The sequence below is a fragment of the Ramlibacter cellulosilyticus genome (assembly GCF_014297465.1).
Taxonomy (GTDB): domain Bacteria; phylum Pseudomonadota; class Gammaproteobacteria; order Burkholderiales; family Burkholderiaceae_C; genus Ramlibacter; species Ramlibacter cellulosilyticus.
This window is the reverse complement of the sequence record NZ_JACORT010000012.1, coordinates 1-21,097: the sequence shown is the minus strand read 5'-3', so window position 1 is coordinate 21,097 and position 21,097 is coordinate 1. Positions and strand designations below refer to the sequence as shown.

18 protein-coding genes are annotated in these 21,097 nt (G+C 69.1%); 15 read left to right on the top strand and 3 right to left on the bottom strand.

Annotation, left to right across the window (positions count from 1 at the left end; all coding sequences use genetic code 11):
• The first annotated feature begins 2 nt into the window (after positions 1-2).
• From H8N03_RS22275 to H8N03_RS22205, 15 genes are all read left to right on the top strand, one after another.
• Positions 3-1,139, top strand: coding sequence for an ABC transporter substrate-binding protein (locus tag H8N03_RS22275; RefSeq protein ID WP_187078437.1), 1,137 nt, complete (start codon positions 3-5; stop codon positions 1,137-1,139).
• A 134-nt stretch (positions 1,140-1,273) separates the two neighbouring features.
• Positions 1,274-2,338, top strand: coding sequence for a branched-chain amino acid ABC transporter permease (locus H8N03_RS22270; RefSeq protein ID WP_187078436.1), 1,065 nt, complete (start codon positions 1,274-1,276; stop codon positions 2,336-2,338).
• Positions 2,338-4,098 (top strand): branched-chain amino acid ABC transporter ATP-binding protein/permease, encoded by a 1,761-nt coding sequence (locus H8N03_RS22265; RefSeq protein ID WP_187078435.1) that lies wholly within the window; start codon positions 2,338-2,340, stop codon positions 4,096-4,098. Before H8N03_RS22270 ends, H8N03_RS22265 begins: the two co-directional genes overlap by 1 nt.
• A gap of 2 nt (positions 4,099-4,100) precedes the next feature.
• Complete coding sequence (locus H8N03_RS22260) at positions 4,101-4,844, top strand: ABC transporter ATP-binding protein (protein WP_187078434.1); 744 nt, start codon at positions 4,101-4,103, stop codon at positions 4,842-4,844.
• Between the two features lie 10 nt (positions 4,845-4,854).
• Complete coding sequence (locus H8N03_RS22255; protein ID WP_187078433.1) at positions 4,855-6,480, top strand: tannase/feruloyl esterase family alpha/beta hydrolase; 1,626 nt, start codon at positions 4,855-4,857, stop codon at positions 6,478-6,480.
• On the top strand, positions 6,477-8,195 hold the full coding sequence (locus tag H8N03_RS22250) for an acyl-CoA dehydrogenase family protein (protein ID WP_187078432.1): 1,719 nt from the start codon (positions 6,477-6,479) through the stop codon (positions 8,193-8,195). Before H8N03_RS22255 ends, H8N03_RS22250 begins: the two co-directional genes overlap by 4 nt.
• A gap of 4 nt (positions 8,196-8,199) precedes the next feature.
• Positions 8,200-8,679 carry a MarR family winged helix-turn-helix transcriptional regulator gene (locus H8N03_RS22245; RefSeq protein ID WP_187078431.1) on the top strand — a complete coding sequence of 160 codons (480 nt, stop codon included), beginning with the start codon at positions 8,200-8,202 and terminating at the stop codon, positions 8,677-8,679.
• Between the two features lie 112 nt (positions 8,680-8,791).
• On the top strand, positions 8,792-9,115 hold the full coding sequence (locus H8N03_RS22240; RefSeq protein ID WP_187078430.1) for a winged helix-turn-helix transcriptional regulator: 324 nt from the start codon (positions 8,792-8,794) through the stop codon (positions 9,113-9,115).
• Positions 9,115-10,281: a fumarylacetoacetate hydrolase family protein gene (locus H8N03_RS22235; protein ID WP_187078429.1), complete on the top strand. Its 1,167-nt coding sequence runs from the start codon at positions 9,115-9,117 to the stop codon at positions 10,279-10,281. The genes H8N03_RS22240 and H8N03_RS22235 overlap by 1 nt, the downstream gene beginning before the upstream one ends.
• Positions 10,282-10,304: 23 nt before the next feature.
• The gene (locus tag H8N03_RS22230) at positions 10,305-10,655 is read left to right on the top strand and encodes an FKBP-type peptidyl-prolyl cis-trans isomerase (protein ID WP_187078428.1); all 351 of its coding nucleotides are present in this window, start codon (positions 10,305-10,307) and stop codon (positions 10,653-10,655) included.
• A 169-nt stretch (positions 10,656-10,824) separates the two neighbouring features.
• Positions 10,825-11,376 (top strand): nucleotide exchange factor GrpE, encoded by a 552-nt coding sequence (gene grpE, locus H8N03_RS22225; RefSeq protein WP_187078427.1) that lies wholly within the window; start codon positions 10,825-10,827, stop codon positions 11,374-11,376.
• A 169-nt stretch (positions 11,377-11,545) separates the two neighbouring features.
• Complete coding sequence (gene dnaK, locus H8N03_RS22220) at positions 11,546-13,489, top strand: molecular chaperone DnaK (protein WP_187078426.1); 1,944 nt, start codon at positions 11,546-11,548, stop codon at positions 13,487-13,489.
• Positions 13,490-13,563: 74 nt separating this feature from the next.
• On the top strand, positions 13,564-14,709 hold the full coding sequence (gene dnaJ / locus H8N03_RS22215; RefSeq protein ID WP_187078425.1) for a molecular chaperone DnaJ: 1,146 nt from the start codon (positions 13,564-13,566) through the stop codon (positions 14,707-14,709).
• A gap of 457 nt (positions 14,710-15,166) precedes the next feature.
• Entirely contained in the window at positions 15,167-15,715 is a 549-nt protein-coding gene (locus H8N03_RS22210; protein WP_187078424.1) for a hypothetical protein, read from the top strand.
• Positions 15,716-15,835: 120 nt separating this feature from the next.
• Positions 15,836-17,002, top strand: a complete 1,167-nt coding sequence (locus H8N03_RS22205; protein ID WP_187078423.1) for a filamentous hemagglutinin N-terminal domain-containing protein — start codon at positions 15,836-15,838, stop codon at positions 17,000-17,002.
• A gap of 10 nt (positions 17,003-17,012) precedes the next feature.
• Here the strand turns inward: H8N03_RS22205 and H8N03_RS22200 are convergent, their stop codons facing one another.
• The 3 genes from H8N03_RS22200 to H8N03_RS22190 form a co-directional block, all read right to left on the bottom strand.
• Positions 17,013-18,122, bottom strand: coding sequence for a PA0069 family radical SAM protein (locus H8N03_RS22200; protein ID WP_187078422.1), 1,110 nt, complete (start codon positions 18,120-18,122; stop codon positions 17,013-17,015).
• A 38-nt stretch (positions 18,123-18,160) separates the two neighbouring features.
• Positions 18,161-19,138 carry an NAD(P)H-dependent flavin oxidoreductase gene (locus H8N03_RS22195; protein WP_187078421.1) on the bottom strand — a complete coding sequence of 326 codons (978 nt, stop codon included), beginning with the start codon at positions 19,136-19,138 and terminating at the stop codon, positions 18,161-18,163.
• A 98-nt stretch (positions 19,139-19,236) separates the two neighbouring features.
• Positions 19,237-21,027 (bottom strand): acyl-CoA dehydrogenase, encoded by a 1,791-nt coding sequence (locus H8N03_RS22190; protein ID WP_187078420.1) that lies wholly within the window; start codon positions 21,025-21,027, stop codon positions 19,237-19,239.
• Positions 21,028-21,097: the final 70 nt, after the last annotated feature.

The following is a 21,097-nucleotide window of genomic DNA, read 5'->3' as shown; positions in this document are numbered from 1 at the left end:
CAATGAAAATCGCACGTAGCCTGATCGCCGCTGCCGTGGCGCTGTCGGCCGCCACCGCCGCCCTCGCCGACATCAACGTCGGCGTGGTGCTGTCGCTGACGGGCCCCGGCTCCGGCCTCGGCATCCCGATGCAGAAGCAGCTGCAGATGTTCCCCAAGGAGATCGCCGGCCAGAAGATCAACCTGATCGTCCTGGACGACGCCTCCGACCCCGGCAAGGGCGTGAGCAACACGCGCCGCCTGATCACGGAAGACAAGGTCGACGTGATCCTCGGCTCCACGCTGACCCCGGTCGCCGCCGCCATGGCGCCGGTCGCCGCCGAAGGCAAGACGCTGCAGATCGCCGCGTCCCCCGTCGGCGTGCCGCCCGGCCAGGACGAGTGGCTGTTCCGCCTGCCGCAGGGCAACGACGTCATGGCCCACGCCATGGTCAACCACATGAAGAAGCAGAACGTGAAGACGATCGGCTTCATCGGCTACACCGACGCGTACGGCGAGCTGTGGCTCAAGGCCCTGGAAGCCGAAACCGCCAAGAACGGCATGAAGATCGTGGTGGCCGAGCGCTTCGCGCGCACCGACACCAGCGTCACGCCGCAGGCCCTGAAGGTGACGGCGGCCAACCCGGACGCGATCGTCGTCGTGGCCACCGGCTCCGGCGCCGCCATGCCCGAGAAGGCGATCGTCGAGCGCGGCTACAAGGGCAAGATCTACCAGACGCACGCGGCCGCGACGCCGGACCTGGTGCGCATCGGCGGCAAGGACGTGGAAGGCACCTTCGTGGTTTCCGGCCCCGCCATCGTCGCCGAGCAGCTGCCCGACAGCCATCCTTCCAAGAAGGCTTCCATCGACTTCGTGACCAAGTACGAGAAGGCCAACGGCGCGGGTTCCCGCAACCAGTTCGCCGGCCACTCCTACGACTTCGAGATCGTCATGGAGAAGATCGTGCCGGTCGCGCTGAAGAAGGCCAAGCCGGGCACGCAGGAGTTCCGCAACGCCCTGCGCGACGCCACCGAGAACATGGGCCGCACCATCTTCTCGCACGGCGTGATGAACTGGACCAAGGACAACCACTGGGGCTACACGAACGAGACGGGCGTGATGCTGGTGGTGAAGGACGGGAAGTTCGTCGTCGCGCCGTGATCGTTTGCTGCGCCTGAAGGCGCAGCAAACAGGGACTAGGGGCTAGAGACTAGGGGCTAGGGAAACAGCCTCTTTCTTCCGCACACCCTCCCCTAGTCCCCAGCCCCTAGCCTCCAGCCCCTCCCAGAAAAACAATGGATCTCTCCATCGCCGGCATCCTGGCACTCGACGGCCTCACGAACGGCGCGGTGTATGCGCTGCTCGCGCTCGCCACCGTGCTGGTGTTCGCCGTCACCCGCGTCATCTTCATCCCGCAGGGCGAGTTCGTCGCGTTCGGCGCACTCACGCTGGCCCTGCTGATCGCTCCCAAGCTGCCGGACACGCCCTGGTACAAGCAGGTGCCGGGCACCGTGTGGTTCCTGCTCGCGCTGGCCGTGCTGGCCGCGCTGTCCGATCTCGCCAACGGCATGCGCCACAAGCATGGCGCCGCGCGCATCGCCAGGACGATGGGCAGGACGCTCGCCGTGCCGGTGATCGTGTCCCTCGTCACTTTCTGGGCCGCGCCGCGCGGGCTGCCCGTCGCCGCCTACGCGCTGCTGACGCTCGCGCTCGTCACGCCCTTCGGCAACCTGATCTACCGCCTCGCCTACGAATCGCTCGCGGACGCGTCGGTGCTGGTGCTGCTGATCGTCTCCGTCGGCGTGCACTTCGCGCTCGTGGGCCTGGGCCTGTTCTTCTTCGGCGCCGAAGGGTTCCGCAACCCGAGCTTCTGGGACCAGCGCTTCTCCGCCGGCCCCGTCAACGTGCCCGGCCAGACCATCATCATCTTCGTGGCGTCGATCGCGCTGATCGTGCTGCTGTACCTGTACTTCGAGCGCACGCTGAGCGGCAAGGCCTTGCGCGCCACCGCGGTCAATCGCGCCGGCGCCCGCCTCATGGGCATCTCGTCGAGCGGCGCCGGCCGCCTCGCCTTCACGATGGCCGCCCTGATCGGAGCGCTGTCCGGCCTGCTGATCGGCCCGACCACCACCGTCTTCTACGACAGCGGCTTCCTCATCGGCCTCAAGGGGTTCGTGGCGGCGGTGTTCGCCGGCCTTTCGAGCTATCCGCTCGCCCTCGTGGGCGCGCTGGCCGTGGGCCTGCTGGAAAGCTTCGGCTCCTTCTGGGCCAGCGCGTTCAAGGAAGTGATCGTCTTCTCCGCGATCCTGCCGGTGCTCCTCTGGCGCTCCTACGCCGACCCGCACGGGGAAGAACACTGATGCGCCGCTTCGCCTTCCCGCTCTTCGCGCTGGTGATGCTGGTGCTGCCGGCGCTGCCCGTGCCGGACTTCTGGATCACCCAGAGCAACTACATCGGCCTCTACGCGCTCGTGGCGCTCGGCCTGGTGCTGCTGACCGGCGTGGCCGGCCTCACCTCCTTCGGCCAGGCCGCCTTCGTCGGCGTCGGTGCCTACACCGCCGCCTTCATGACCGTGAAGCTCGCCGGCTCGCCCTGGGTCGCGCTGCTGCTGGGCGTCGGCATCGCCGTGATCGCGGCGCTGGTCCTCGGCGCGATCACGCTGCGCATGTCCGGCCACTACCTGCCGCTCGCCACCATCGCCTGGGGCCTCGCCCTCTACTACACGATGGGCAACATGGACTGGCTGGGCAAGTACGACGGCATCCTGGGCGTCCCCACGCTCAAGATGTTCGGCATGGACCTCGGCACCGGCCGCGGCCTGCACGTGCTGATCTGGGCGATCGCACTGCTCGCCGCCTGGGGCTGCGCCAACCTGCTCGACTCGCGGCCGGGCCGCGCGATCCGGTCGCTCCGCAGCGGCGCCACGATGGCCGAGGCCATGGGCATCTCCACCTTCCGCTACAAGCTGGTGGTGTTCGTGCTCGCCGCGGTGCTGGCATCCGTCTCCGGCTGGCTGTTCGCGTTCTTCCAGCGCGCGATCAACCCCTCGCCCTTCTCCATCGGCAAGGGCATCGAGTACCTGTTCATGGCGGTGCTCGGCGGCGTGTCGCACGTCTGGGGCGCCTTCCTGGGCGCCGCCGTCGTGAAGCTGCTGGAAGACCAGTTGCAGGTGCTCCTGCCGAAGCTGATCGGCACCAGCGGCAACTTCGAGACCATCGTGTTCGGCATCGTGCTGGTCGTGGTCCTGAAGTACGCACCGGACGGCCTCTGGACCTTCGTGCAGAAGCGCCTGCCCCGCGCGGACCGCAAGCGCGACTGGGAAGGCGCGCCCGCCCTGCCCGCGCGCGACAAGCCGGCCCGCGGCGAGGCGCTGCTGCAGGTGGACACCGTGCGCAAGCAGTTCGGCGGCCTGACGGCGGTGAACGACGTGAGCTTCGAGATCCACGCCGGCGACATCGTCGGCCTGATCGGCCCCAACGGCGCCGGCAAGTCCACCACCTTCAACCTGATCACGGGCGTGCTCTCGCTCACCGGCGGCCAGGTGCGCTGGCGCGGGGAACCCATCGGCGGCCTGCCCTCGCGCGAGATCGCGCGCCGCGGCATCTCGCGCACCTTCCAGCACGTGAAGATGATTCCCGAGATGACCGTGCTGGAGAACGTGGCGCTTGGCGGCTACATGCGCGGCTCGAACGGCACCACGCGCGCCATGCTGCGCCTGGACCGCGAGGAAGAGCGTCGCCTGTTCGCGGAGGCCGAACGCCAGCTCGCGCGCATCGGCATGGCCGACCGCATGCACGAACTCGCGGGCAACCTCGCGCTGGGCCCGCAGCGGCTGATGGAGATCGCGCGCGCCCTGTGCACGGACCCCGCGCTGCTGCTGCTCGACGAGCCCGCGGCCGGCCTGCGCCACAAGGAAAAGAAGGCGCTGGCCGACGTGCTGCGCCAGCTCAAGGGCGAAGGCATGAGCCTGCTGCTCGTGGAACACGACATGGAATTCGTCATGGGCCTCACCGACCGCATCGTGGTGATGGAGTTCGGCACCAAGCTGATGGAAGGCACGCCGGCCGAAGTGCAGGCGAGCCCGCAAGTCCGCGCGGCGTACCTGGGAACGGAGCACTGAGCATGGCCGACACTCCCCTGCTCCAGGTCTCCGCGCTGCACGCCGGTTACGGCCGCGCCGAGGTGCTCGCCGGCCTCGACTTCGAACTCGCCAAGGGCAAGGTCGTCACGGTCATCGGCCCCAACGGCGCCGGCAAGTCCACCACGCTCAACGCGCTGATGGGCCTGCTGCCCGCCCGCGGCCGCATCGTGTTCGACGGCCAGGACATCGCCGAGACCACGCTCGAAGAGCGCGTGATGATGGGCCTGGCGCTCGTGCCGGAAAAGCGGGAGCTGTTCGGCACCATGCCCGTGGAGGACAACCTGGTCCTCGGCGGCTTCCGGCCCATGAAGCTGCGCATGCCGAACTGGAAGTCGGGCCTGGACCGCGTGTACGAGCTGTTCCCGCGCCTGAAGGAGCGCCGCACGCAGCTGGCCGGCACGCTCTCCGGCGGCGAGCGCCAGATGCTGGCGGTGGGACGCGCGCTCATGTCGCAACCCAAGCTGCTGATGCTGGACGAACCGAGCCTCGGCCTCGCGCCGCTGGTGGTGCGCGAGATCTTCTCCATCATCGAGCGGCTGCGCGAGCAAGGCGTCTCGATCCTGCTGGTGGAACAGAACGCCCGCGCGGCGCTGCAGGTCGCCGACTACGGCTACGTGCTGGAGACCGGCGAGATCAGCATGCAGGGCCCCGCCAGCCAGCTCGCGGACGACCCGCGGGTGATCGAAACCTACCTCGGCGCCGCGCGCGCGTCCGCCGCCTCCTGACGGAATCCCCATGAAGTCCCTTCCGCACGGCAAGCTGGCCATCGCCGGCACCTCCTTGTTCCTGGCCGCCTGCGGTGCGCCCGGCCCGCAGGCGCCCACCGCCGCTTCCGCCTGCAACACCGCCGCGCAGCAGTTCGCCGTGCCCGGCGTGCGCATCACCGAAGCGGAAGCCGTCGCGGCCGACACCGTGCGGCCCGCGGGCCAGGCCACCGGCCCCCTGCTCGCCGCGCACTGCCGCCTCCAGGGCCGCATGAACGAACGCGTGGGCGTGGACGGCAAGCCGTACCACATCGGCTTCGAGCTGCGCCTGCCCGCGAACTGGAACGGCCGCTTCCTGTACCAGGGCGGCGGCGGCAACGACGGCATCATCCGTCCCGCCGTGGGCCCGCAGGCCGCGCCCGGCTATGCGCTGAACCGCGGCTTCGCGGTCGTCACGACGGACGCGGGCCACCAGGGCCCGACGGCCGACTTCGGCTTCGATCCCGTCGCGCGCGTGGACAACGCGTACAACGCGCACGACCGCGTGGCGGTCACCGCGAAGGACCTGATCCGCCGCTGGTACGGCAAGCCCGCGGACCGCTCCTATTTCATCGGCTGCTCCGGCGGCGGCCGGCAGGCGATGATGTTCACGCAGCGCTTCCCGTCGTATTTCGACGGGGTGATCGCGATGGCGCCCGCGATGCGCGTCTCCAGGGGCGCCACCATCGCCGCAGCATGGGACACGCAGGCGCTGGCGGCCATCGCGCCGGCGGGCGCGGAAGGCAAGCCGGTGCTCGCCAACGCCCTCACCGATGCGGACCTCGGCCTCGTGCGCAACGCGATCCTGCAGTCCTGCGACGCGCAGGACGGGCTGGCCGACGGGCTCGTCTCGCATCCCGCTGCCTGCAAGTTCGACGTGAAGTCGCTCCAGTGCACCGGCGCGAAGAACGCCACCTGCCTGTCGCAGCCGCAGGTCAACGCGCTCCAGAAGATGTTCGCGGGTCCCGTGGACTCCGCGGGCCGCAAGCTCTATTTCAGCTGGCCGTGGGATCCCGGGATGGGCCATGCCGCGAACGACTGGCGCAACTGGAAGCTGGGCACGTCGCAGACGGCCGTTGCGAACTCGCGCCACGTGTTCCTGATGCAGGACGCGCTGCAAGGCTACTTCGTCACGCCGCCGGACCGCTCGCTGTCGATCTTCGCCTTCGACTTCGACCGCGACCCGGCGCGCATGGACGCGCACGACTGGATGTTCGACACCGACAAGGACGTCGACCTCGCCGGCTTCCGCGCGCGCAACGGCAAGCTGCTGTTCGCGCACGGCATGGCTGACCCGATCTTCTCGCCGCACGAGGCGATCGACTACTACGAGCGCCTGCGCGCCAGGCATGGCGCCGCGACGGCGGACTTCTCGCGCCTGTTCCTCATCCCGGGCATGGGCCACTGCTCCGGCGGCGCGGCCACCGACAGCTGGGACGGCCTCGGTGCCCTGGTCGACTGGGTGGAGAAGGGGCAGGCCCCGCAGAGGATCGTGGCCACCGGCACCTCGGTGTTCCCGGGCCGGTCGCGGCCGCTGTGCCCGTATCCGCAGTACGCGCACTACAACGGCAGCGGCAACCCCGAGGACGCGGCGAACTTCAGCTGCCGGAATCCATGAACGACTACCGCCCCCCCGTCGACGAGCAGCGCTTCCTGCTGCTGGACGTGCTGCGCACCGGCGAGATCCTGCCCACGCTGCCGGCCTTCACGGAAGCCGACGCGGACCTCCTCACCCAGGTGCTGGAGGAAGCAGGCAAGTTCGTCGGCAAGGTCGTCTCGCCGCTGCAGGCAGTGGGCGACGCGCCCGGCTGCCGCTTCGAGGACGGCCGGGTCACCACGCCCCCGGGCTTCGCCGACGCGTACCGCGCGTTCTGGCAGGCAGGCTGGCCCTCGCTGGCCTGCGCGCCGGAGGACGGCGGCCAGGGGCTGCCCTGGGTGCTGGAAGGCGTGCTGTACGAGATGCTCAGCGCCGCCAACCACGGCTGGACCATGGCGCCGGGGCTGCTGCACGGCGCCTACGAATGCCTGAAGCACCACGGCAGCGAGGAGCTGAAGGCGCGCTACCTGCCGAAGGTCGCAAGCGGCGAATGGCTCGCCACCATGTGCCTCACCGAACCGCACGCCGGCAGCGACCTCGGGCTCGCCCGCACGCAGGCCGTGCCGCAGGCGGATGGCAGCTTCCGGCTGCGCGGCACCAAGATCTTCATCTCCGGCGGCGAGCACGACCTCACGGACAACATCGTGCACCTGGTGCTCGCGCGCGAGCCGGGCGCGCCCGCGGGGCCGAAGGGCCTGTCGCTGTTCCTGGCACCCAAGTTCCTCGAGGACGGCACGCGCAACCCCATCGCCTGCGAACGCATCGAGGAGAAGATGGGCCTGCACGGCAGCCCCACGTGCGTCCTGCGCTTCGACGAAGCCGTTGCGTGGCGCGTCGGCGAGCCGGGCCGCGGCCTCAACGCGATGTTCGTGATGATGAACGCGGCACGGCTGCACGTGGCGCTGCAGGGCATCGGCCTGCTGGACGCCGCCTGGCAGAAGGCGAACGCGTACGCGCAGGAGCGCAGGCAGATGCGCGCCCCGGGCGCGCTGCGCGGCACGGGCGCCGCCGATCCCATCGTCCGCCATCCGGCAGTGCGCCGCATCCTGGACACCGAGCGCGCCTGGGCCGACGGCCTGCGCGTGCTCGCGTACCGCACCGGCATCGAGCTCGATCTCGCCCGGCACCACCCCGACGCGCAGCGCCGCGCCACCGCGCAGCAGTGGTGCAGCCTCGTCACGCCCGTGCTCAAGGCGGTGTGCACCGAGCAGGGCTTCGCCGGCGCGAGCCGCTGCCTGCAGGTCTTCGGCGGCCACGGCTACGTGAAGGAATGGGGCATCGAGCAGATCGTGCGCGACGCCCGCGTGACCATGATCTACGAAGGCACGAACGAGATCCAGGCGATCGACCTGCTGGCGCGCAAGGTGCTGCCGGACGGCGGCCAGGGCCTGCTGGCCGTGCTCGACACCCTCGCACGCGACCTGGACGCGCAGCGCGACGCCGCGCTGCTCGCCCGCTTCGACGCCCTGCGCGCCATCACGCGCGAACTCGCCGCCGCCTCCGCGCACGACGACACGCTGCCTTACGAAGCGGCCGACGACTACCTGCGTGCCGTGGGCCTCGCCCTCCTCGGCTGGGCGTGGTCCGCGATCGAACGCACGCCCGGCGCGGAGACCGCGCGCTGGACCGCGCCCGCCCGCGCCGCGCAGCTGCGCGTGCTGCCCGAATTCGAACTGCGCCTGGACATCCTCCGCACGCAGTGCGCCACCACCACCCCCCGCCGCTCCGCCGCCTGAAGCCATGCCGAGGCCTGCAGTTCCCGCCCGCACCCCGCTCCCGCGCGCCGTCGAGGAAGTCGACACCCGCTTCCTCGAGACCCTCCTCGGCTACAACGCCCGCCGCGCGGCACTCGCCGTCATCGACGTCTTCGTGCAGCGCATGGAGCCTTACGGGCTCAAGCCCGTGGACTTCTCGGTGCTCTCGCTCGTGCGCCACAACCCGGGCATCACCTCGCGCCAGCTGTGCACGACGCTGGGCATCCTGCCGCCCAACCTCGTCGGCATGATCAACACGCTCGAGAAGCGCGAACTGGTCGAACGGCTGCCGCACCCCCGCGACGGCCGCGCCATGGGCCTGCACCTCACCACCGGCGGACAGAAGCTCATGCGCGACGCGGAAAAGACCGCGGCGGAGCTGGAGGCCGACTTCGCCTCGCGCCTCACGCCGGCGGAGCTGCGCACCCTGATCGGCCTGCTGCAGAAGGTCTACCGCGAGCCCTGACGGGCGGCGGGCGCCGCGTTGCGCCATTGTCACGCTGCTATTGTTTCAGTAGCGAGGGCTGCGTACACTGCCCCTCCCGCCCCGCGAACCGGGGGCGGCAGAACACCTCGCCATGAGTCCCAAGGAGAACGTCGCCACCAACCAGCTGCTCGCGCTGCTGGAGGCACGCTATGCCATGCGCGTGCTCTGGGCCTTGCGCGACGGCCACCCGCAGACTTTCCGCCTCCTGCAGGACAGCGTGGGCGGCATCACCCCGAACACGCTCAACACGCGCATCAAGGAGCTGCGGGAAGCCGGCCTGTTGCAGCACAACGGCGACGGCTACAGTGTCACCGCGAGCGGCACCGACCTTCTGAAACGCCTGGCCGACCTGCAGCCCTTCGCCGCCAAGTGGGTGGCCGCCCAGGCGAAAAAGAAACAACAGCAAGCGAGCTGATGCAAGACTTCCTCAACGCGACGCTGCCCGCGGATGCGCAGCAGGCCACGCTCGTGGGCCGTGCCTGGGTGCAAGGCCAGGGCGCCGTCCTGGTCAAGGTCGAGGGGGACAGCCTCGTCGACCTCTCGCGCCTGGCCCCCACCAGCAGCGCCCTGATGGAACTGCCGGATCCGGCCGCGGCCGTGCGGGCGCACCAGGGCCCGGCGCTGGGCTCCTTGCAGGAGGCGATCCGCAACAGCAGCGAGGACAAGCGCGTCGAGGACGCGCCCTGGCTGCTCGCGCCCTGCGACCTGCAGGCAGTGAAGGCCTCGGGCGTCACCTTCGTCGCGTCGATGCTGGAGCGCGTGATCGAGGAGCAGGCGCGGGGCAACCCGGCACTGGCCGAGTCCGTGCGCAAGGAAGTGGTCGCCGTCATCGGTGAGGACCTCTCCAAGGTGCGGCCTGGCTCGCCGGAAGCGGCGCAGCTCAAGCAGGTGCTCGTCGGGAAGAACCTCTGGTCGCAGTACCTCGAGGTCGGCATCGGCCCCGACGCGGAGATCTTCACGAAGTCGCAGCCCATGAGTGCCGTCGGCACCGGCTCCGAAATCGGCATCCATCCGCGCAGCGCATGGAACAACCCCGAGCCGGAGATCGTGCTGGTGGTCAACAGCCGCGGCGAGACGGTCGGCGCCACGCTCGGCAACGACGTCAACCTGCGCGACTTCGAGGGCCGCAGCGCCTTGCTGCTCGGCAAGGCGAAGGACAACAACGCGAGCTGCGCGATCGGTCCGTTCATCCGCCTCTTCGACGCGCAGTTCGGCATCGCCGACGTGCGGCAGGTCGACCTGGCCATGCAGGTGCACGGTCCGGAAGGCTTCCGCATGGAAGGCTCCAGCAGCCTGAAGATGATCAGCCGCGACCCGCTGGAACTGGTCGAGCACGCGATCGGCCCCAACCACCAGTACCCGGACGGGCTCGTGCTCTTCCTCGGCACGATGTTCGCGCCGACGCAGGACCGCTTCGGTCCGGGCCAGGGCTTCACGCATGCGGTCGGGGACGTCGTCGCCATTTCCACGGCGCGCCTCGGTACACTCGTCAACCGCGTCAACACGAGTGACCGGATCGCCCCCTGGCGTTATGGCGCAGGCGCGCTCATGCGCGACCTCGCCCGCCGCGGCCTGCTTTGAACCCCCTCCCGAAAGACAAGAACATGATCACCACCCCCAGCGGCCTGCAGTACGAAGACGAAGTCGTGGGCAGCGGCCCGGAAGCGCAATCCGGCAAGGACGTGCGCGTGCACTACACCGGCTGGCTGTACCAGAACGGCGTGCAGGGGGCGAAGTTCGACTCGAGCCGCGACCGCAACGATCCCTTCGAGTTCTCGCTCGGCGCGGGCATGGTGATCCGCGGCTGGGACGAAGGCGTGGCTGGCATGAAGGTGGGCGGCAAGCGCACCCTGATCATCCCGCCGCAACTGGGCTACGGCGCGCGCGGCGCGGGCGGGGTGATTCCGCCGAATGCGACGCTGAAGTTCGACGTCGAGTTGCTCGAGACGCGCTGAACGGCGGCAGGCGCTGGGGTGCGCTTCGCGCAACCCGGCCTACGGTGCTGCGTTCCGCACCAGGAGAACCGGGCCGTGGCCCGGTATTTTTCCAATCCCCCGCCTTGAAAAGGGCTTCCCCGCCCCAAGCTCCTGCGGCGACCGAGAGAACTCCAAAGCGATTTGCCCCATGTCCAACGACATCCCCACCGACAACGAACTGCCCCAGGACGCCGCCAGCGGCGCTGACGTTGCCGCCAACGACGGCAGCCAGCCGTCCGGCCAGGACTGGCAGGCCCAGGTGGCCCAGCTCTCCGCCAAGAACGCGGAGCTGGCCGACCAGTACGTCCGCGCCCAGGCCGAGATGCAGAACGTGCGCCGCCGCTCCGAGGAGGAGATCGCCAAGGCCCGCAAGTTCGCCGTCGAGAGCTTTGCCGAGAGCCTGCTGCCCGTCGCCGACAGCCTCGAGGCCGGCCTGCACCACCAGGACCAGACCGCCGAGCAGATCCGCGCCGGCGCCGAGGCGACCTTGCGCCAGCTGAAGTCGGCCCTCGAGCGCAACAAGGTGCTGGAGATCAACCCCGCGGCCGGCACGAAGTTCGACCCGCACCAGCACCAGGCCATCTCCATGGTCCCTGCCGACCAGGAAGCCAACACGGTCGTGACGGTGCTGCAGAAGGGCTACCTGATCGCCGACCGCATCCTACGCCCCGCCCTGGTGACGGTCGCCGCGCCGAAATGAAGCCCCCCAGGTCCCTGCGCGCCCGGCCCCCCGAGGGGCCGCAAATGGCCTCGAGGCGGCTGGGCGGCAATTTGAGCCCCGGCCCAGCCTTGAATCAATAACAGTTATCCACAACTAGCCAACAGACTGATTCACACCCTCCACGGGCGAACAGATTAGGAGAAAGAAAATGGCAAAGATCATCGGCATCGACCTGGGCACGACCAACTCGTGCGTTGCCATCATGGAAGGCAACAACGTCAAGGTCATCGAGAACTCGGAAGGCGCGCGCACCACGCCTTCGATCGTGGCCTACCAGGAAGACGGCGAGATCCTGGTCGGCGCCTCGGCCAAGCGCCAGGCCGTGACCAACCCCAAGCACACCTTCTACGCGGTGAAGCGCCTGATCGGCCGCAAGTTCACCGAGAAGGAAGTGCAGAAGGACATCGACCTGATGCCCTACAAGATCGTGGCCGCCGACAACGGCGACGCGTGGGTCGAGGAGCGCGGCAAGAAGCTGGCGCCCCCGCAGGTCAGCGCCGAAGTGCTGCGCAAGATGAAGAAGACCGCCGAGGACTACCTCGGTGAAGAGGTCACGGAAGCCGTCATCACGGTGCCCGCGTACTTCAACGACTCGCAGCGCCAGGCCACCAAGGACGCCGGCCGCATCGCGGGCCTGGACGTCAAGCGCATCATCAACGAGCCCACCGCCGCGGCCCTGGCCTTCGGCCTGGACAAGCACGGCAAGGGCGACCGCAAGATCGCCGTGTACGACCTGGGCGGCGGCACGTTCGACATCTCGATCATCGAGATCGCCGACGTCGAGGGCGAGAAGCAGTTCGAAGTGCTCTCCACGAACGGCGACACGTTCCTGGGCGGCGAGGACTTCGACCAGCGCATCATCGACTACATCGTCACCGAGTTCAAGAAGGAGCAAGGCGTCGACCTGAAGAACGACGTGCTCGCGCTGCAGCGCCTGAAGGAAGCGGCGGAGAAGGCGAAGATCGAGCTGTCCAACAGCACGCAGACCGACATCAACCTGCCGTACGTGACGGCGGATGCGAGCGGTCCCAAGCACCTGAACATCAAGCTCACGCGCGCCAAGCTCGAAGCGCTGGTCGACGAACTGGTCGCCCGCACGATCGAACCGTGCAAGATCGCGATCAAGGACGCCGGCGTGTCGGTCAACGACATCCAGGACGTGATCCTGGTCGGCGGCATGACCCGCATGCCCAAGGTGCAGGAGAAGGTCAAGGAGTTCTTCGGCAAGGAGCCGCGCAAGGACGTGAACCCCGACGAGGCCGTGGCCGTCGGCGCCGCCATCCAGGGCCAGGTGCTCTCGGGCGAGCGCAAGGACGTGCTGCTGCTGGACGTCACGCCGCTGTCGCTGGGCATCGAGACCCTGGGCGGCGTGATGACGAAGATGATCAAGAAGAACACGACCATCCCGACCAAGTTCGCGCAGACCTTCTCGACGGCCGACGACAACCAGCCGGCCGTGACGATCAAGGTCTACCAGGGCGAGCGCGAGATGGCCACCGGCAACAAGCTGCTGGGCGAGTTCAACCTCGAGGGCATCCCGCCGGCCCCGCGCGGCCTGCCCCAGATCGAGGTGACCTTCGACATCGACGCCAACGGCATCCTGCACGTGTCCGCCAAGGACAAGGGCACGGGCAAGGAGAACAAGATCACCATCAAGGCGAACTCGGGCCTCAGCGAAGCCGAGATCGAGAAGATGGTGAAGGACGCGGAGATCAACGCCGCCGAGGACAAAAAGAAGCTGGAGGTCGTGCAGGCGCGCAACCAGGGCGAGGCGATGGTGCACAGCGTGCGCAAGTCGCTGGCCGAATACGGCGACAAGATCGACGCGGGCGAGAAGGCCAAGATCGAAGCCGCGGCCAAGGAACTCGAGGAAGTCCTGAAGTCCGAGGACAAGGACCAGATCGAGGCCAAGACCAACGCGCTGATGACGGCCAGCCAGAAGCTCGGCGAGCAGATGTACAAGGCGCAGGAAGCCGCCGGCGGCGCGGGTGCGCAGGCCGAAGCCGGTGCCGGTGCGCAGCAGGCCTCCTCCGGTCCCGCCAACGACGACAACGTCGTGGATGCGGAAGTGAAGGAAGTGAAGAAGGGCTGATCCTCGCCCGCACGAACCGCCGCGTTCGACGGGACACCGTCAGCGCGGCGTTTTCGCTGTAGCAGTCAAGAAACATGGCCACGAAACGCGATTACTACGAAATCCTCGGCGTGCCGAAGAACGCCTCCGAGGAGGAGATCAAGAAGGCTTATCGCAAGCTGGCGATGAAGTACCACCCGGACCGCAACCAGGGGGACACCGCCAAGGACGCGGAAGCGCGCTTCAAGGAGGCCAAGGAAGCCTACGAGATGCTCTCCGATGCGGAGAAGCGCTCGGCATACGACCAGTTCGGCCATGCGGGCGTCGATCCCAACATGCGCGGCGGCCCGGGCGCCGAGGGCTTCGGCGGCTTTGCCGAGGCCTTCGGGGACATCTTCGGCGACATCTTCGGCCAGCAGCGCGGTGCCGGCGGCGCGCGCGGCGGCCGGCAGGTCTATCGCGGCAGCGACCTCTCGTACGCGATGGAGATCACGCTGGAAGAGGCGGCCAAGGGCAAGGACGCGCAGATCCGCATCCCGTCCTGGGACGAGTGCGACACCTGCCACGGCACGGGCGCCAAGCCCGGCACGCAGGCCAAGACCTGCAGCACCTGCCACGGGGCCGGCGTCGTGCAGATGCGCCAGGGCTTCTTCAGCGTGCAGCAGACGTGCCCGCACTGCCGCGGCACCGGCAAGATCATTCCCGAACCGTGCCAGACCTGCCACGGCCAGGGCAAGGTGAAGCGCCAGAAGACGCTGGAAGTGAAGATCCCGGCCGGCATCGACGACGGCATGCGCATCCGCAGCGCCGGCAACGGCGAGCCGGGCACCAATGGCGGCCCGCCGGGCGACCTGTTCATCGAGATCCGGCTGAAGAAGCATGCGATCTTCGAGCGCGACGGCGACGACCTGCACTGCGTCGTGCCCGTGAGCATCGCGCGCGCCGCACTCGGCGGCGAGATCGAGGTGCCCACGCTGGAGGGCAAGGCCATGATCGACATCCCCGAAGGCACCCAGGCCGGCAAGCAGTTCCGCCTGCGCGGCAAGGGCATCAAGGGCGTTCGATCCACCTACCCCGGCGACCTGTATTGCCACATCGCCGTGGAGACGCCGGTGAAGCTCACCGAACACCAGCGCAAGCTGCTGAAGGAGCTGGACGAGTCGCTGAAGAAGGGCGGCGCCAAGCACTCGCCGAACGAGGAGTCCTGGGCGGACAAGCTGAAAGGGTTCTTCAGTGCGTAAGCACGTAGAACCCGCAGCGCAGCGGCGCAGGGTAACAATTGCCCGAAGGGCTTGTTAGCCGGAGCCACAAGCTGAAAGAGTTCTTCAGCGCGTAAGCACGTAGAACCCGCAGCGCAGCGGCGCAGGGTAACAATTGCCCGAAGGGCTTGTTAGCCGGAGCCACAAGCTGAAAGGGTTCTTCAGCGCGTAAGCACGTAGAACCCGCAGCGCAGCGGCGCAGGGTAACAATTGCCCGAAGGGCTTGTTAGCCGGAGCCACAAGCTGAAAGGGTTCTTCAGCGCGTGACCGGGTTTGCTGGGGTGCGCTTCGCGCAACCCAGCCTACGGAGGCGCCGTGACCCCGGTAGGCTGGGTTGCGCGAAGCGCACCCCAGCAGAGTGTGGTGGCCGCAGGACACCCGGGCGCCCGGGAGGGTCGCGAAAGGTGCCAAGCGGGGGCCCCGCGTCCACAATCCGCCCATGGCCCTGCGCCTCTTCCGCACCACCGGGTACTCCACCCTGCTCATGCCGGGCGAGGCGCGCGTGCGGCCGCACCCGGCGCGGCTGGTGCTGTGGGCCAGCCTGTGGCTGGCGCTGGCGAGCAACGTGGGCGTCTGGCGCCTGCTCCTGCAGCGCAGCGACGACTGGCGCAACGCGGTCGCCTCCGTGCTGCTGATCGGCGGCGCGAGCGGTGCCGTCCTGAGCCTCCTGGGCTGGCGCCGCACGATCAAGCCCGCCCTCACGCTGGCACTGATCGCCGGCTTCCTGGTCGCCGACGGCCTCTGGAGCCGCCAGCTGCCCATCGCGGCGCTCTGGCAAGGCCCGCCGCGCACCTGGATGCCGGACTGGGCGAGCTTCCTGCGCTGGCAGGGGCTGGCGCTCGGCCTGGTGCTCGCCGTCATTCCCATCGTGGCCGTCTGGAACGCGCAGGTGCGCCGCCTCTCCGGGCCGGCGCAGCTGCGGTCCAACCTGTGGGGCGCCGCACTCGCCGGCGCCCTCTTCTTCGCGGGCGCACTGCTCGCGCACTGAGCACTCCCGCACGCGACAGGCGCGTTCCTACACGGCGCGCGCCCGTGCTCCTACCGGCTCAGCCTCTGGCGCACCCTAACTTCTCGCTCCAGCGCGGCGCACGCGCGAAGAGAGAAGAACATGCCAGGGAGAACGCAGCCACGCAGGCGCGCCGCAGCCACGCTCGCGGCCGTCGCCACCATCTGGAGCGCAGCCGCCGCGGCGCAGCCCTCGGGCGCCACGGCCGTCTTCGGCAGCGTGCAGGTGCAGCAGGCGGGCGCCTCCATGCTCGTCACCACGCGCAACGGCGCGGGCACGAACCGGTCGGTGATCGACTGGCGCAGCTTCTCCGTGCCCGGCGGCAGCACCACGCACTTCCAGCAGCCGGGGGCCGACAGCCTGTCGATCAACCGCGTCACCGGCGGGCGGCCCTCCGACATCTACGGCACCCTCAGCTCCAACGGGCGACTCGTGCTGGTGAATCCCGCGGGCATCGCCGTGGGCAAGGGCGCCGTGGTCGACACCGCCGGCTTCACGGCCTCGACGCTCGCCTTGGGTGACGACGACGCCGTCGCCGGGCGCCTGCGCTTCTCCGCCGGCCGCGGCAAGGGCGACGTGGACGTGCGCGGGCGCATCCTCGCGCGGTCCGGCGACGTGGTGCTGCTCGGCACCGACGTGAAGGTCGACAAGGAAGCGCTCGTCCAGGCGCCCAACGGCAGCATCCTGCTCGCAGCCGGCCAGCGGGTGTCGATCACCGGCCGCGGGCTGGAAGGCATCTTGCTGGAGGTGACCGGCAAGGAAGATCGCGTCACCAACCTCGGACGCCTCGAAGGCGACGCCGTCGGCCTGTTCGCCACGCACTTGCGGCACACCGGCGCCATCCAGGCGCGCCACGTGGTCCTGGAAGGCGACAAGGTCCGCCTCGAACGGGGAGGCAAGGACAGGGACAAGGACGGCAAGGGTGGAAACGGCAAGCCGGGCAAGGGCCACCAGCCGGGCAACGCAGGCGGCGAGGAAGGCAGCGCGCCGCCTCCCGGCATGGAAGGCAGCATCGAAACGCCGCCCGAGACGAGCGCAGGCAGCGGCACCACGCCGCCGGCGGGCGGCGGCCCCGACGACCGCCAGTCCCGTCAACTGCCGGCGCAGGCGCTGCCGCCCGTGCTGGCGGCCCTCGCCACCGGCATTCCGGCCAGCACGCTGAACGGCGCGGAAGTCGCGGCGACCCTGGACGCGCCCGCCGGCGCCGACCCGTCCGGGCGCCCCGGCAAACGCGTGCAGCCCGATCCGCAGCTGCAATGCGTGCGCTGAACGCGCGAGGCTAGAACAGGGTGCCCTGCCCCGCCGGTGCCGGCGGGCGGAACAGGTCGGTTCGGAAGTCGATCTTCTTGGCGTTGAAGCCCAGGCGCCGGGCCGTCTTGTCGAAGCGCTGCCGGATCAACTGAGCCCAGGTGCCGGAGCCCTTCATGCGCGTGGCGAAGTCGCTGTCGTAGTCCTTGCCGCCGCGCATTTCCTGGATGCGGTGCATCACGCGCTGCGCGCGCTGCGGATAGTGCACCTCGAGCCACTGCCGGAAGAGCGGCGCCACTTCCCAGGGCAGGCGGATGACATGGTAGAAGGCCTCGCGCGCGCCCGCGTCCCAGGCGGCCTCCAGCACCTGCTCCATGTCGTCGTTGAGGAAAGGGATCTGCGGTGCCAGGCTCACGCCGCAAGGCACGCCGGCCTCCGCCAGCGTGCGCAGCACGCGCAGGCGCCGGTGCGGCGCGGCGGCGCGCGGCTCCAGCTTGCGGGCGAGGTCGGCATCGAGCGTGGTGATGGTGACGTACACCGCGGCCAGGCCCTTGCGCGCCATGGGGACGATGAGGTCCAGGTCGCGCTCGACGCCGCTCGACTTGGTGACGAGCCCGAAAGGGTGGTTCGTCTCGTGCATCACCTCGATCACGCCGCGCGTGAGGCGCAGCTCGCGCTCGACGGGCTGGTAGCAGTCCGTCGCGGTGCCGATGGCGATCATTTCCGGCCGGTACGACCTGCGCGCCATCTCGGCGCGCAGCAGGTCCACCGTGTTGCGCTTCGCGATGATCTTCGTCTCGAAGTCGAGGCCGGGCGACAGGTTCAGGTAGCTGTGCGTCGGGCGCGCGTAGCAGTAGATGCAGCCGTGCTCGCAGCCGCGGTACGGGTTGATCGACTTGTCGAAGTAGATGTCCGGGGAGTCGTTGCTGGCGATGATGCTCTTGGCCGTTTCCCAGGTGACTTCCGTCCGGGGACCGGCCGCATCGTCTTCGGCATGGTCCCAGCCGTCGTCGAAGACTTCGCGCGCGTCCTTCTCGAAGCGGTGCGGGAACCAGGTGGACGTGCCCCGCCCCTTGAGCGCGGCCAGCGGCACCCGCACTTCCGTGGCGGTGGTGTCCGTGCTCCGGTCGATACTGTCCATCCATCCAGTATGCCACTGGATGGCGCGCGGTGGAAGCCTTACACCGTCGCCAGCGCCGGCAGGCCCAGGCGCTCGCGCGCCTGCGCGTACTCCCGCTTGAGCCGCGCCACGAGGTCGGCGACGTGCACCACCTCCTTCACGGCGGAGATGCCCTGGCCCGAGCCCCAGATGTCCTTCCAGGCCTTCTTGCTGCCTTCGCCGCCGCCGAAGCTCATCTTGCTGGGATCGCTCTCGGGCAGCCGGTCGGGGTCCAGGCCCGCGTTGCGGATGCTGGTCTTCAGGTAGTTGCCGTGCACGCCGGTGAACAGGCTGGAGTACACGATGTCGTCCGAACTGCCTTCGACGATGGCCTGCTTGTAGCCTTCGCTCGCGCGCGCTTCGTGCGTGGCGATGAAGGCGGAGCCGATGTACGCGAAGTCGGCGCCGAGCGCCTCCGTGGCGAGGATGGCGCCGCCGTTGGCGATGGCGCCGGACAGCGCGATCGGGCCGTCGAACCACTCGCGGATTTCCTGCACCAGGGCAAACGGGCTCTTGATGCCCGCATGGCCGCCCGCGCCGGCCGCGACGGCGATCAGGCCGTCGGCGCCCTTCTCGATCGCCTTGCGCGCGAAGGTGTTGTTGATGATGTCGTGCAGCACGACCCCGCCGTAGGAGTGGATCGCCTCGTTGACGTCCACGCGCGCACCGAGCGAGGTGATGACCACCGGCACCTTGCGCTTCACGACGACTTCCATGTCGTGCTCGAGGCGGTCGTTGCTCTTGTGCACGATCTGGTTGATCGCATACGGCGCCGCGGGGCGGTCCGGATGGGCGCGGTTGTACGCCGCCAGCGTCTCCTCGATCTCGTGCAGCCACTCGTCCAGCTGCGAGGCCGGCCTCGCGTTGAGCGCCGGCATGGAGCCGACGACGCCTGCCTTGCACTGCTCGATCACCATCTTCGGATTGCTGACGATGAACATCGGCGAGGCGATGACGGGCAGCGGGAGGTTGCGCAGGACGGGCGGCAGTCGGGACATCAGTGCTCCTCGGTGGGTTCGCTTCGCGACCACCAGCGTGGGTGGCTTCGGCGAAACGGACGTAGGCCGGGTTCGGCGAAGCCGACCCCGGCGATGAATCAGAACGCTTCCAGCGGCAGCGCGGTCACGCTCTCGGCGCCTTCGACGATCGCATCGCGCACGCCCGGCGCCTTCGCCAGGATGTGCTCCGCATAGAAGCGCGCGGTGGCGATCTTCGCCTGCAGGAACTCCGCGTCCTGTCCCTTGGGCAACAGGTCCTCGGCGACGAGCAGCGAACGCGCGAGCTGCCAGCCGGCCATGAGGTTGCCCGCGAGCATCAGGTAAGGCACCGAGCCGGCGAACACCGCATTGGGCGAAGCCTTGCCCTGCTGCACGACGAAGCCGACGACGTCGAGGAAGGCCTTGCGGGCGGCGGCGAGGCGCTTGGCCACGGCACGCGCCGCGACGCTGTCGCGCTTGTTCAGCTCGCCCTCGGTCTTCTCGATCTGCGCCGCGATGGCCTGCGCCACCTGGCCGCCGTCGCGCGCGGTCTTGCGGCCCACGAGGTCGTTGGCCTGGATCGCCGTCGTGCCTTCGTAGATGGTCAGGATCTTGGCGTCGCGGTAGTACTGCGCGGCCCCCGTCTCCTCGATGAAGCCCATGCCACCGTGCACCTGGACGCCCAGCGAGGTGACTTCGAGGCTCATCTCGGTGCTGTAGCCCTTCACCAGCGGCACGAGGAACTCGTAGAAGGCCTGGTTCTGCTTGCGCACGGCCGCATCCGGGTGATGGTGCGCGGCGTCGTAGGCGGAAGCCGCGACGCTGGCCATCGCACGGCAGCCTTCGGTGGAAGCGCGCATGGTCATGAGCATGCGGCGCACGTCGGGGTGGTGGATGATGGCCGCGGGGCCGTTTACGGAGCCGTCGACGGGGCGCGACTGCACGCGGTCCTTCGCGTACTCCACGGCCTTCTGGTAGGCGCGCTCGGCCACCGCGATGCCCTGCACGCCGACGGCGTAGCGGGCGGCGTTCATCATGATGAACATGTACTCGAGGCCGCGGTTCTCCTCGCCGACGATGAAGCCGGTGGCGCCGCCATGGTCGCCATATTGCAGGACCGCCGTCGGGGACGCCTTGATGCCCAGCTTGTGCTCGATGCTCACGCAGTGCACGTCGTTGCGCGCGCCGAGCGAGCCGTCCGCGTTCACCAGGAACTTCGGCACGACGAACAGGCTGATGCCCTTGACGCCTTCGGGCGCACCGGGGATGCGGGCCAGCACCAGGTGGACGATGTTGTCCGCCATGTCGTGCTCGCCGTAGGTGATGAAGATCTTGGTGCCGAAGACCTTGTACGTGCCGTCAGGCTGCGGCTCCGCGCGGCTGCGCACCAGCGCGAGGTCGCTGCCGGCCTGCGGCTCGGTGAGGTTCATCGTGCCGGTCCACTCGCCCGTGACCAGCTTCTCCAGGTACACCGACTTCAGGTCGCCGGAGCCGGCGGTGAGCAGCGCCTCGATGGCGCCGTCGGTGAGCAGCGGGCACAGCGCGAAGCTCAGGTTCGCGGAGTTGAGCATCTCGATGCACGCCGCGCCTATCGTCTTCGGCAGGCCCTGGCCGCCGAAGTCCGCGGGGTGCTGCAGCCCCTGCCAGCCGCCTTCGGCGAACTGCTTGTAGGCCTGCACGAAACCGGCGGTGGTGGTGACCTGGCCGTCCTTCCAGCTCGAGGGGTTCCTGTCGCCTTCCACGTTGAGCGGCGCGACCACGCCCTCGTTGAACTTCGCGCACTCCTCCAGCACGGCCTGCGCGGTCTCCAGTCCGGCGTCCTCGAAGCCAGGCATCTGCGCGATCTGCGCGATGTTGGCGAGGTGCTCGATGTCGAACAGCATGTCCTTGACGGGGGCGCGGTAGCTCATTTGTCTCTCCTGGGAGTTGCTCCTTCCCCCTCTGGGGGAAGGTTGGGATGGGGGCCCGCCAGTGTCCGCG